This window comes from Mammaliicoccus sp. F-M27 (genome assembly GCF_022387115.1).
GTDB lineage: Bacteria > Bacillota > Bacilli > Staphylococcales > Staphylococcaceae > Mammaliicoccus > Mammaliicoccus vitulinus.
Genome location: NZ_JAJNIE010000005.1, coordinates 1 through 12,477 on the forward strand (window position 1 = coordinate 1; position 12,477 = coordinate 12,477).

Genomic DNA, 12,477 nt, shown 5'->3' on the forward strand with positions numbered 1-12,477 from the left:
TATAATAAAGTTAGAATTCAACAAAAACTAGGCTACTTATCCCCTATAGAATATAGGGAATTAGCAGCCTAGAAAATAGTGTTTTTATTGAACTCCCTTAGTAAGGGTGCAGTGCCGTTTCATCTAAGTAGGGTTTAATAATATAGTATGATTCATTAATTACAATCGCATTTCTGATCCGTTATCATAAATCTTTTTCTTCTAGATATTCTATAACTTCAAACACTTCAACGTTATATGCTTCTTTTAAAATTAGATTATCTTTGAAATACGTGCCACCTAATGTAACTGAAAATTTTCTATACCACTGCCCTGCCCTAATATAAGGTGGTGGTTTTTATGTGCTTGTGGCAATATTGGGGCAATACTGTGGCAACACTGGGGCGTAACTGTGGCAACAAAAATAAAAAGCCCTCAACCACTAGGGCTGAGAGCTATATAATGGAGACGGCGGGAGTTCATTATACCGTTAATTAATATATTTAAAACGTACTTTAAGTATTGATATAACAATGTTTTGATTGTATTACTGATTGTACTTGAAATGTATAAATTGATAAAATTACTACAATTTGGGGCAACATTTTATATGTTCCACCTTTTGTAATCGGTCTTTTTTTGACCATGTAACTCAAAATGATTTCTAAGTAAGTTAGCGACCAAAACCCCCCATATAAAATATTTCGAAGCATTTAAATCACAATGAGTAAACTGTATTTCTGAAATACAGAAGTAAATTACTATGTCTTAAAATAGAAACTGTACTTTGACCTAATACCATGATTTACTACCTTTAACCTCATACACCGAAACAGTGCGTTAGTTTTATGACCTGTGTACCCAAGTCGACAACACAGGTATATTAGATAAGCTAAAAAATTGTATAAAGAAAAAATATTACAATATAAGATTGAATATGATAAAGTGAATTAACTATAGATAATAAATAAATAAAGGATGATGGTTATGAATTTAAGAAATATTCGTGCTGAAGATTATAATAATTGTGCTAAAAATTTAGTTTTAGCTTATGCTGGGTCACCTTGGTATAATAAATGGACTGAGCAAGAAGCGTTACTTAGAATTGAAGCCACAATGAGCGGGTTTAATTCTAGAGGATATGTTATTGAAGTTGCAGATGAAATAATTGCAATGTGTTTAGGTCGTATTGACTATTATTTTGATGGTTTTAACCAATTCTGTATCGATGAATTTAATGTTATACCCAATCAACAAGGAACAGGTATTGGTAAGCAATTAATGGAGTTTGTCAAAGGTGATCTAAAAAGAGAAAAAATAAATAAAATTTTTCTAATTACTGGTGGGGGATTAGCAGCAAATTTTTATGTTAAAAATAATTTCGAAATAACGAATGATGGCTATATGATGGAACTTGATTTGTAAATGATACCGAAAAAAATTGCTATAGATTAGTATCCAGAAAATAGATAATTTTAAAGTCAGAATAAAAAAGAGGCAACCGTTGCAACAGTTAACCTCAAGCACACTTCGCAATTATGCACCTTTTCTATATTTATGATACATAAAAATTGTTGCCCTTATCATTGGGTAGTTTACATAGCATCAAGACAAGAAGAAACTCATTCACACTCGTTTTAAAAAAACTCTTTTTCTGAATAAAAAAGTAATCTAAAAACATATTCACTCAATATCTTCTAAAGGTAAATTCATACCTTTCCAACCTTCTAAAGCTCCACCTAATTCATATGCTTCAAATCCATTTTTATAAAAATCTAATAAAGCTGCCTTACCCAAAATAGTCCCGCCAGTCCAATCATAAACTACGTATATTTTATCTTTAGCCAAACTAGATAAATGATTTTTTAAATCTTTAGCAGGTATTTCAACAGAATTCTTAATTTTATCTTTTTTAACTTTTCTAGGTGCGTTTCGAACATCGATAACTACATATTTACCTGTTTCATTTTCCATATCTTCAAGAACTTCATGATGATTAATATAAAGACTTAAATACGTTTCTAAAAATTCTACTTTATTCAAAATAGATCATCCTTTTCTAAATTATTTTTAAGCTTATTCGCTAATCTATAAAATTGTTCTTTTTCTTCTTCACTAAAAACTTCAAAAACCTTTGAAACAACTTCATAGTTATAAGGTAAAAACTCTTGTAATTTTCCTAAACCAAAGTCTGTTAATTGAACATAATTTGTTCTCTTATCCTCAGATAAAATTTTTCTTCTAACTAATCCCTTTTTTTCTAAACCTTTTAAAACTCCCGTTATTGTAGACTTTTTACTACCTATTTTCTCAGACAAAGCTGAAGGAGATAACATCTTATCTTTTTCATAAGATAATAGCATCATGATTGTAAATTTAGACTCAGATAAATCAAATTTTTGTAAAAACACATCATGATTCAACTTCATTTTCTTATACGCTTTTTGAATTTCTAAATAAAGTAAAACTGAAGTAATATCTAAATTACTATATTCATTTTTCAATTCCTTCAACTTTGCAAAAGAAGGGCTATCAATTAAATAAAATTCATTCAAAAAGAACACTCCTCATATTTTAGTTAGGCGCCTAACTATTTAAAACATAACATACCTAAATTAACTTTTCAAATACCTAGTTGCTTTATTGGCATTGAATGTTTTAATTATTTTCTATTTATATAATACAATAAAAAAACACCAATTAAGGTGAGTTCTCCTTTATATTCTTCTTTTAATATCCCCATATCAACATCTGTATGGTATTGATTATTTATTAGACCACCGTTTCTATCTCGAGCTTTTTTCATATTTTAATTTATGAAACCTATCCTCCTGATTCCTACTAAATACTATGTTCTATTTGTCTTAAAGAAATAATAATAAAAAACTCTCAACCACAATGGTTGAGAGCTATGTAGTGGAGACGGCGGGAGTTGAACCCGCGTCCAGAGATCCTGATACAAATGCTTCTACGTGTGTAGTCTAGTCGTTAAGGGTTCGCGTTGAATCAGGAGACTGACACCCTGTTACAACGCTAGTTTGATTAATCTCTTCTCGTCAGACTTCAAACGGCAGTGACGAGCGTATCCTACTTAATTTGAATCACGTTAACAGCACATAGGTGATGCCGTTAGGCGATGCAGAGTGCTATTAGGCAGCTACTGCTAAGTTATCTTGTTTGCCAGTTATTATACTGTTGTGTTGATGACGAAGACAACCCTCCGACACGCTTCATAAGCTCGGGGACCCCTGTCGAATCCGTAACGTCCCCTCGATAAGAAATATACTTCTTTTTATCAGAAGTATATTTAATCTTAACAATTTTTGATTGATTTATCAATATAATTGTTTAATATCTTTGTTTCATTGCTCTTTCAACGTCACGTTTTGCTTCTTTTTCTTTCAATGCATGTCGTTTATCATAGTCTCGTTTACCTTTAGCTACACCTATAAGTACTTTACAGTAACCGTGTTTAATGTAGAGTTTAAGCGGTATTAATGCATACCCTTTTTCTTTTGTAACACCCAAAAGTTTGTCGATTTCTTTTCTTTTTAAAAGTAATTTACGATTTCTTAATGGCTCATGATTAAAACGGTTACCTTCTTCATACGGTGCAATATGCATGTTGTAAACGTACATTTCTCCGTTGTATACGCGTGCATATGCATCTTTTAAGTTTGCACTACCTCGGCGAATGGATTTGATTTCAGTACCTTGAAGTACAATACCCGCTTCAACCGTATCTTCTATTGTGTAATCATGACTTGCTTTACGATTTTGCGCTAATGGTTTGCTCTGAACTTTTGGCACATCCATCACCTACTTTCTATTTTTTATTGCGTCTCGCTTTATTTTTTACAGCTTTAGCTTTGTAATAAGGCTTTTTGTCTTTATTACCTTGATTACCGCCTTGCTTGCCTTTAGGTCCACCTTTTTTACGGTTATTAGGCTTCTCTTCTTCTTTAGTTGTGCCACGTTTTTTAGCTTTGATTGTTTTTTCTCTTGCTAATCTTTCTCTATTCTTCTCAGCTATTGGCATACCTACAACTTGGAAGTCTATCATTCTTTCATCAACATTAACATTGATCACTTTAACTTCTACTTTATCACCAATTCTAAATACTTTAGCTTGGCGTTCACCTATGATAGCCATGTTGCGCTCATCAAAGTTATAATAATCGTCAGTTAAGTTAGACATGTGTACCATACCTTCAATTGTGTTCTCTAATTCAACGAACATACCGAAGTTGGCTACTGAACTGATAATACCAGTAAATACTTCTCCTACATGTTGGATCATGTATTCTGATTTTTTCAGATCATCAGTATCGCGTTCTGCATCAATTGCTCTTCTTTCACGCTTAGATGTGTGATCAGCAATATCAGGTAACATTTCTTCCCAATGTCTAATTTGTTTGCTGTTCATAGACTTATCGATTAAATATTTACGTATCAATCTATGAACGACTAAATCTGGATATCTTCTAATCGGTGATGTGAAATGTGTATAATAATCAGCAGACAAACCGAAGTGTCCTAAATTATCTTCACTATATCTTGCTTGTTGCATACTTCTTAACATCAATGTAGAAATAACCATTTCTTCTTTTTGTCCAGCTACCTCTTCTACAATTTTCTGTAAAGTTGATGGATGAATATCTTCACTAGACCCTTTAACAGAAAGTCCGAAGTTAGCAATAAATTCAAAGAATCGCGTTAGTCTTTCTGCTTTTGGATTTTCATGGACACGATAAATAAATGGCACTTCAAGTTTACTGAAGTGTTCAGCAATCGTTTCGTTAGCAGATAACATAAAGCTTTCGATTAATCTTTCTGCATCATTTCTTTCTCTCACTTTAATATCAGTTGGTATACCATCTTCGTCGACTAGCACTTGTGCTTCTTTAATATCAAAATCAATTTCACCACGTCTTTTACGTTTAGCGATTAATTGTTGTGATGATTGTTGAGCTAAATCGAGCATTGGTGTAATTTCAGCATATTGATTTCGGATTTCTTGATCGTTATTTTCAATAATTGAATTTACATCTGTATAAGTCATTCTATAATCTGAGTGGATTACACTTTCGAAAATATCATGTCTTACAACTTCACCTTGTTGGTTAATTTCCATTCTACAACTTAAAGTTAATCTGTCTTCATTAGGATTTAATGAACATATACCATTACTCAATCTGTGTGGAATCATTGGAATGACTCTATCTACAAGGTAAACACTTGTTGCTCTATCGTAAGCTTCTTTATCTAATTCACTATTCTCAGTAACATAGTAACTTACATCAGCAATACTGACTGTAAGCTCTGTTAAACCATTATCAAGAGGTTTAATAGATACTGCATCATCTAAGTCTTTAGCATCTGCGCCGTCAATTGTGATAGTGAGTTCGTCTCTTAAATCACGTCGCCCTTTTATTTCACTTGGTTGAATTTGATCTGGCACATTTTCTGCTTCCGCAATCACATTGTCTGGAAATTCGATGTTAATACCGTGTTGATAAATAATAGATAAAATATCAACGCCTGGATCATTTTTATGACCAAGAATCGCCTTCACTTGTCCTTCTGGATTATGTGTTCCATCAGCATATTCCGTAATTTCTACTAATACTTTATGCCCTTCAATGGCACCAAGATTTTTACCTTTAGGAATAAATAGGTCTTGAGTAATACGTTTATCATCAGGTAACACGAAACCAAAATGCTTAGCTTCAGTATAAGTACCTACGACTTGCGTAATATTACGTGTTGTAATAGCTTTAACTCTTCCTTCTATTTTCCCTTTATGATCCCCGCGAGATGGCACAACTTCTACTAATACTTCGTCACCATCCATCGCTTTATTAATTTGATTAGGTGGAATGAATATATCCTCGATTGTATCATCTACAGGTCTTAAGAATGCAAAACCTTTTTTGTGTTGACTTAATGTACCTTTAACAAGATCTGATTTGTCTCTTGTCTTCTTATATCTATCCGTCTTTGTTCTTTCTAGTTGACCCGTTTGTTCTAAATCAACTAGAACTTTAATTAATTCTTTAAATGAATCGGCATTATTGAGTCCCATTACATCTTGAAATTCACTTACTGTCATAGGACTATATTCTTTTTCATTGATGATTTGTTCAACTTCTTCTCTTAGATTCATAGCGGGCCTCCTTTCTCGTTTATATTATTATTATGTCTTATTCGGACCAATCTAATGATTCTAAGAATTGATGTACATCTTCGAATACTTTTTCTTTTTCTTGTCCGATTGTTATAACATGACCAGATTCTTCATACCATTTAATGTTTTTATCGTCTGAAGAGGATTCATTGTAAATAACATTAGCAGAATCAGGGTTAATCATTTTATCTAGTTTACCTTGAACTACAAATAAAGGATCAAATACTTCATCAACTTGATCTCTTACACCTTGAATGACTTCCTGTAATTCAGTCAAAGTATTCGTAGGATGAAATTGTTTCATTTCCTGCTCGATTTGTTCAGGTGATTTTCCTTCATACTTTTTAAATTCTTTGGCGTAATCTAATACACCTTCAAACATTGTGCCTTCAGTTTTTATATACATAGGAGAGCACATTGTTACAATACCTTTTACATCTCTTTTTAAACTTAATTTTAAACTAAAAACGCCACCTAATGAAAGCCCTGCTACCGCTATTTCAGTATACCCTTTTTCTTCCAAGAAATCATAGGCATCTAAACATTCTTTAAACCACACATATGGGCTTGATTCTAATATCTCTTCAGGAGGTCTACCATGACCTTCATAATGCGGTGCATATGATGTATATCCTTTTTTCTGTAAATAACGTCCTAGTTGTCTAACATCTGATGAATTACCTGTGAATCCATGTAAAAGTAGAACTGCTCTTTTTCCTTCTTCAAAAAAGAAAGGTTTAGGTAATTGAATTCTCATGATCGACCATCCTTTAACATAATCTAGTTCTATTGTATCGTTTTTTTACTTGTAAACAAACAAAAAAGTCCGACAATACAGTCGGACCTTTACATTTTAAAGTAAGTAATTGCTAACATTAATAAGAAAAATAAAATTGATAAAATAATTGTAACTCTGTGTAAAACTAAATCTATTCCACGTTGTTTTTGTTTTCCAAATAATTGTTCTGCTCCGCCACTAATTGCACCTGATAAACCTGTACTTTTACCTTCTTGAAGTAACACGACGGTAATCAATGCAATACAAACGATGATTAATAAGACGATTAAAAATGTATGCATGGACTCGGTCCTCCTGTCTATTATAACAGTAGAATTATAGCATATTTACAATATTCACTCAAGTTATCATTCATTATATTCGACTGAAATACCTAAAGATTTTAACATTTCAAAATAATTCGGACAAGTTTTAGAAACACAAGAAGGATCTAACAACTTAATTCCATCAACTTTAGTACCCATTAAACTTAGTGACATTGCTACACGATGATCGTCAAATGTATCTAATGTTGCTGCTTTTATTTGACCTGGTGTAATCGTCCATCCATCATGATGTTCAATAACTTCAATACCTAATTGCGTTAAACTTTCTGTTAATGCGGATACACGATTACATTCATGATGACGGATATGTTCAACTCCTGTAATTGTAATAGGACCATCCGCGAATGCAGCTAATGTACCAATCGTTAATGCTTGGTCAGAACAGGCATTCATATCTATCGTTAAGTCACCTTTTAGTTGTTCTGGACCAGAAATCACGACATAGTCAGAACCCTTTTCAACAGTTGCACCCATTCTCTCAAGAATATCAACCACTTCTAAATCAGGTTGATGACTTTCCATATTTAAATGGTTAATTTTAATGGTTGAATGATTTAAAGCGGCTAATGCCATAAAATAACAAGCAGTCGATAAATCAGCTTCTAATGGTAAAGTTGCCGGCTTATACTGACCTTGCTCAACTTTCATATGTTTATAATCTTCAGACACATCAACTTTAATTCCAAATTGATTCATCATCTCAATCGTTATGTCTACATATGCACTCTGCACAATGTTTGTCGTTAATTCTATTTCAGTTGGACGATTAAATAAAGGCGCTGCCATTAATAATCCACTAATAAATTGACTAGATTGATTTCCAGCTAGTGAAACTTTTCCACCTGTTTGAGGTGTGCCTTTAATCGTGACAGGCAACTGACCTTCTTCTTCAAGATATTTAACTTCAACACCTAGCTGTTTTAATGCTTCATGAAGTGTTTGATGAGGTCTAACGGCAAGTTGTTCCGTTGAAGTTATCGTAATTGCACTTTTTTCTTGAGTACCTAAAATACCCGGTAAGAAACGCGCAGTAGTACCTGCAGAACCAATAAATACTTGCTCTTTATCTGGTAGTTCAGAACTATCTATTCCTGTAATATGAATCTCATCTTCAACAATTTCAAAAGTAGCGCCTAATTTTTTTAATGTTTCCATACACCAATATGTGTCATCACTCTTTAAATATCCAGATAATTTCGAAGTTCCATTACTAAATCCAGCTAAAATGAAAGCACGGTTCGTTACGCTTTTACTCCCTGGAATAATCACTTCCTTATTAAATGATTGGTTAATAGGATGAAGTGTTAATTGTTCTACTCCATCTAAGCTTGACCATGGTGATTGAGCACTTTTTAAATTAATCGTCATCTATGATCCTCCTATAAAATTCATTGCCTCTATTATAGAACATTTCCATATGGAATGAAATGATAAACTGTTGTTGGTTTAAAGTACTAAAGAATATTTATTAAAAAAAGTACAAAAGGTGAGCTTACACCTTTTGTACTTTATGTGAATCATTTTATTTATATGCTCAATTATTTTGCTAAGTTATAGAAAGCTTTAAGACCTTCAAATTTAGCTGTTTCAAATAATTCATCTTCAATACGTAATAATTGGTTATATTTAGCAATACGATCAGTTCTTGATAATGAACCAGTTTTAATTTGACCAGCATTTGTTGCTACTGCGATATCAGAGATTGTAGTATCTTCTGTTTCACCTGAACGGTGTGAGATAACTGCAGTGTAACCAGCTTTTTGAGCCATTTCGATTGCTTCGAAAGTTTCTGTTAAAGTACCGATTTGGTTAACTTTGATTAAGATTGAGTTACCGATACCTTTTTCGATACCTTCAGATAATTTTTCAGTGTTTGTAACGAATAAATCGTCACCTACTAATTGAACGCGGTCGCCGATACGCTCAGTAAGGATTTTCCATCCGTCCCAGTCGTTTTCGTCCATACCATCTTCAATAGTGATAATTGGATATTTGTTAACTAATTCTTCTAAGAAGTCTACTTGTTCTTCTGAAGAACGTTTAGCACCGTTTTCACCTTCGAATTTAGCATAGTCATAAACGCCGTTTTCGAAGAATTCTGAAGCTGCACAGTCAAATCCTAAGAATACATCTTTACCTGGTTCTAAACCAACAGCTTTGATAGCTTCTAAAATAGTTTCAACGCCATCTTCAGTACCTTCAAATTTAGGAGCGAAACCACCTTCGTCACCTACTGCTGTTACTAATCCACGAGATTTTAAGATTTTAGCTAAGTTATGGAAGATTTCTGCTCCCCAACGTAAAGCTTCTTTGAATGATTCAGCACCTACAGGTAAAATCATGAACTCTTGGAATGCAATTGGAGCATCTGAGTGAGATCCACCGTTTACAATGTTCATCATTGGTACTGGTAATTGAACACCATTGAATCCACCAAGATATTTGTATAATGGTTGGCCTAAGAATTCTGATGCAGCACGAGCTACAGCGATTGATACACCAAGGATAGCATTAGCACCTAATTTAGCTTTGTTAGGTGTACCATCTAAAGCGATCATTAATTTGTCGATAGAAACTTGTTCTAATACTGAGAATTCACCTTCGATAATTTCTGGTGCAATAATTTCGTTTACGTTTTCTACAGCTTTAAGAACACCTTTACCTAAATAACGGTCTTTGTCTCCGTCACGTAATTCTACTGCTTCGTATTCACCTGTTGAAGCGCCTGATGGTACTAAAGCTCTACCAAAAGCACCGCTTTCTGTTAATACTTCAACTTCTACTGTCGGGTTACCACGTGAATCTAATACTTCGCGTGCATAAATATCTGTAATAATTGGCATAATTAAAACTCCTTTTATAATATTAATTGATTATTTTTTAATTAATGATTCACCAGTCATATCTTCTGGTTGTTCTACTCCAAGTAAGTCAATAAGTGTTGGTGCTAAGTCAGCTAGACGACCACCACTTCTTACTTCTACCCCTTCTTTTGTAACAATAACAGGAACAGGGTTTGTTGTATGAGTTGTCATAGGTGAGTCGCTATCTGTTAATACTTCATCAGAATTACCATGATCAGCTGTAATGATAGCTGTACCATTCATGGATAAAATTTTATCCACAACTTCACCTAAACATTCATCGACTGCTTCAATTGCTTTGACAGTAGGTTCAAGCATACCACTATGACCTACCATATCAGGATTAGCAAAGTTTAAGATAATTAAATCTAAATCACCTTTATCTAATTCACCAATTAATGCATCTTTCACTTCGTAAGCACTCATTTCAGGTTTCAAGTCGTAAGTAGCGACTTTAGGTGAGTCGATTAGGACGCGACGTTCACCTTTAAACTCTGCATGTTGGCCACCACTCATGAAATACGTAACATGAGGGAATTTTTCTGTTTCAGCAATTCTTAATTGATTTAAGCTATTTTTTTCTGCAACTTCACCAATCGTATTTTTAATATCAACTGGTTTAAATGCAACTTTAGCGAAAACATCGTCACTATAGTTCGTAAATGTTACAAAGAATAAATCTTCAAGTTTACGTTTAATTTCGAAACCTTCGAATTTTTCATTTGTATATACTTGACTAAGTTGAGCCGCTCTATCTGGACGGAAGTTAAAGAATATCATTGAATCATGACTATTAACGCCCGTATTTTCAACGCCTTTTTCTTCGTCTTTAACGATAAATGGCATAACGAATTCATCTGTTAAACCTTCTTTATAATTAGCTTCTACACCTTCAATAGCATTTGTGAAGACAGGACCTACACCGTTAGACATCGCATCATAAGCTTTTTCTTCACGATCCCAACGATTATCTCTGTCCATTGCATAGTAACGTCCAGAAATAGAAGCAAATTGACCAATACCTAATTCTTTAAATTTATTTTCAGTTTCTTCAATATATTTAAGAGCAGATTTTTGATCAACGTCACGTCCATCAAGGAAACCATGAACATAGACTTTTTCAACACCTTGTTGTTTAGCTAATTCTAAAAGTGCAAATAAATGTTTATAGTGACTGTGCACACCGCCGTCAGATAATAGACCCATTAAATGCAATGTAGAATCATTTTTAACGACATGGTTCATCGCTTGTTTTAATTCTTCAATTTCAAAGAAATCGCCATCTTTAATAGATTTATTAATTCTTGTTAAACTTTGGTATACGACTCTTCCAGCACCAATATTTAAATGACCTACTTCAGAATTACCCATTTGACCTTCTGGTAGACCAACATCTAAACCACATGCAGATAATTCGTTATGTGGATATTTGTTGTAATATCTATCAAAATTCGGTTTGTTAGCTAGTTTTACCGCATTACCGTGTTCTTCTTCACGATTTGCAAAACCGTCAAGAATGATAAGTGCTGTTGGTTGTTTAGCCATTATTTAGCACCCTCTAAAAGTGCAACGAATGAATCAACTTTTAATGAAGCGCCGCCAACTAATGCGCCATCGATATCTGATTGAGCCATATATTCTTTAATGTTTTCTGGTTTAACACTACCGCCGTATTGAACACGTAATGAATCAGCTGCTTCTTGAGAGAACGCACCTGCTACAACTTTACGTACGTGAGCACACATTTCGTTAGCATCTTCTGAATTTGAAGATTTACCAGTGCCAATTGCCCAAATAGGTTCATAAGCGATTACTGAAGCTTTTACTTGCTCTTCAGAAAAGCCTTTAAGCGCTGCTTCTACTTGTCCGCCTACTACTGATTCAGCTTTACCAGATTCTCTTTCTTCTAATGTTTCACCTACACAAATGATTGGTGTCATGTTGTGAGAGAATACTGCTAATGCTTTTTTATTAACATCTTCATCAGTTTCGCCGAAGTATTCACGACGTTCAGAATGTCCTAATACTACATATTTAACACCTAAATCTTCAAGTGCTGCTGGAGAAGTTTCACCAGTGAACGCACCATTATCTTCAAAGTACGCATTTTGAGCACCAATTTGTAATCCTTGTGCTACGCCTTCTTTAGTTAAATTAACAAGTGCATCTAAATGTAAAGTTGGTGCACAAATTACTGAATCTACTTCGTTAGTATCTGGTAATGCTGGAAGTTCATTAGCAAAGTCTTTTGCTTCTTGAACTGTTTTATTCATTTTCCAGTTACCTGCGATAATTGGTTTTCTCATGATATATAAACTCCTT

At 33.6% G+C, this 12,477-nt stretch carries 11 protein-coding genes and 1 other RNA gene; 1 reads left to right on the forward strand and 11 read right to left on the reverse strand.

Features of this window, described 5'->3' with window-relative positions:
- The first annotated feature begins 966 nt into the window (after window positions 1–966).
- Complete coding sequence (locus LQ598_RS06635; protein WP_017000765.1) at window positions 967–1,404, forward strand: GNAT family N-acetyltransferase; 438 nt, start codon at window positions 967–969, stop codon at window positions 1,402–1,404.
- A gap of 258 nt (window positions 1,405–1,662) precedes the next feature.
- On the opposite strand, the gene LQ598_RS06640 is transcribed toward LQ598_RS06635, so the two are convergent.
- The 11 genes from LQ598_RS06640 to tpiA all read right to left on the reverse strand — a co-directional run bounded on the left by LQ598_RS06640 (window position 1,663) and on the right by tpiA (window position 12,461).
- Window positions 1,663–2,022: a rhodanese-like domain-containing protein gene (locus LQ598_RS06640; RefSeq protein ID WP_194200999.1), complete on the reverse strand. Its 360-nt coding sequence runs from the start codon at window positions 2,020–2,022 to the stop codon at window positions 1,663–1,665.
- Entirely contained in the window at window positions 2,019–2,534 is a 516-nt protein-coding gene (locus tag LQ598_RS06645) for a MarR family winged helix-turn-helix transcriptional regulator (RefSeq protein WP_017000767.1), read from the reverse strand. The genes LQ598_RS06640 and LQ598_RS06645 overlap by 4 nt, the downstream gene beginning before the upstream one ends.
- Window positions 2,535–2,893: 359 nt before the next feature.
- Window positions 2,894–3,249, reverse strand: a transfer-messenger RNA (tmRNA) gene (gene ssrA, locus LQ598_RS06650).
- Window positions 3,250–3,327: 78 nt separating this feature from the next.
- Window positions 3,328–3,795 carry an SsrA-binding protein SmpB gene (gene smpB, locus LQ598_RS06655; protein WP_040808262.1) on the reverse strand — a complete coding sequence of 156 codons (468 nt, stop codon included), beginning with the start codon at window positions 3,793–3,795 and terminating at the stop codon, window positions 3,328–3,330.
- Between the two features lie 10 nt (window positions 3,796–3,805).
- Window positions 3,806–6,145, reverse strand: coding sequence for a ribonuclease R (gene rnr / locus LQ598_RS06660; RefSeq protein ID WP_239745377.1), 2,340 nt, complete (start codon window positions 6,143–6,145; stop codon window positions 3,806–3,808).
- Window positions 6,146–6,182: 37 nt separating this feature from the next.
- On the reverse strand, window positions 6,183–6,923 hold the full coding sequence (locus LQ598_RS06665; protein ID WP_016911934.1) for an alpha/beta hydrolase: 741 nt from the start codon (window positions 6,921–6,923) through the stop codon (window positions 6,183–6,185).
- Between the two features lie 89 nt (window positions 6,924–7,012).
- Window positions 7,013–7,246, reverse strand: a complete 234-nt coding sequence (gene secG, locus LQ598_RS06670) for a preprotein translocase subunit SecG (protein ID WP_016911935.1) — start codon at window positions 7,244–7,246, stop codon at window positions 7,013–7,015.
- Window positions 7,247–7,312: 66 nt separating this feature from the next.
- Window positions 7,313–8,659 carry a 3-phosphoshikimate 1-carboxyvinyltransferase gene (gene aroA / locus LQ598_RS06675; RefSeq protein ID WP_239745378.1) on the reverse strand — a complete coding sequence of 449 codons (1,347 nt, stop codon included), beginning with the start codon at window positions 8,657–8,659 and terminating at the stop codon, window positions 7,313–7,315.
- 170 nt (window positions 8,660–8,829) lie between these two features.
- The gene (eno, locus tag LQ598_RS06680) at window positions 8,830–10,134 is read right to left on the reverse strand and encodes a surface-displayed alpha-enolase (protein WP_016911937.1); all 1,305 of its coding nucleotides are present in this window, start codon (window positions 10,132–10,134) and stop codon (window positions 8,830–8,832) included.
- Window positions 10,135–10,164: 30 nt separating this feature from the next.
- A complete protein-coding gene (gpmI, locus tag LQ598_RS06685; RefSeq protein WP_103322546.1) occupies window positions 10,165–11,700 on the reverse strand; it encodes a 2,3-bisphosphoglycerate-independent phosphoglycerate mutase in 1,536 nt (511 codons plus the stop codon).
- Window positions 11,700–12,461, reverse strand: a complete 762-nt coding sequence (gene tpiA, locus LQ598_RS06690) for a triose-phosphate isomerase (RefSeq protein WP_103322545.1) — start codon at window positions 12,459–12,461, stop codon at window positions 11,700–11,702. Before tpiA ends, gpmI begins: the two co-directional genes overlap by 1 nt.
- Window positions 12,462–12,477: the final 16 nt, after the last annotated feature.

Coding starts and splice junctions, on each gene's coding strand:
- LQ598_RS06635 (WP_017000765.1), top strand. CDS start 967: ATGAATTTAAGAAATATTCGTGCTGAAGATTATAATAATTGTGCTAAA.
- smpB (WP_040808262.1), bottom strand. CDS start 3,795: ATGGATGTGCCAAAAGTTCAGAGCAAACCATTAGCGCAAAATCGTAAA.
- rnr (WP_239745377.1), bottom strand. CDS start 6,145: ATGAATCTAAGAGAAGAAGTTGAACAAATCATCAATGAAAAAGAATAT.
- LQ598_RS06665 (WP_016911934.1), bottom strand. CDS start 6,923: ATGAGAATTCAATTACCTAAACCTTTCTTTTTTGAAGAAGGAAAAAGA.
- secG (WP_016911935.1), bottom strand. CDS start 7,246: ATGCATACATTTTTAATCGTCTTATTAATCATCGTTTGTATTGCATTG.
- aroA (WP_239745378.1), bottom strand. CDS start 8,659: ATGACGATTAATTTAAAAAGTGCTCAATCACCATGGTCAAGCTTAGAT.
- eno (WP_016911937.1), bottom strand. CDS start 10,134: ATGCCAATTATTACAGATATTTATGCACGCGAAGTATTAGATTCACGT.
- gpmI (WP_103322546.1), bottom strand. CDS start 11,700: ATGGCTAAACAACCAACAGCACTTATCATTCTTGACGGTTTTGCAAAT.
- tpiA (WP_103322545.1), bottom strand. CDS start 12,461: ATGAGAAAACCAATTATCGCAGGTAACTGGAAAATGAATAAAACAGTT.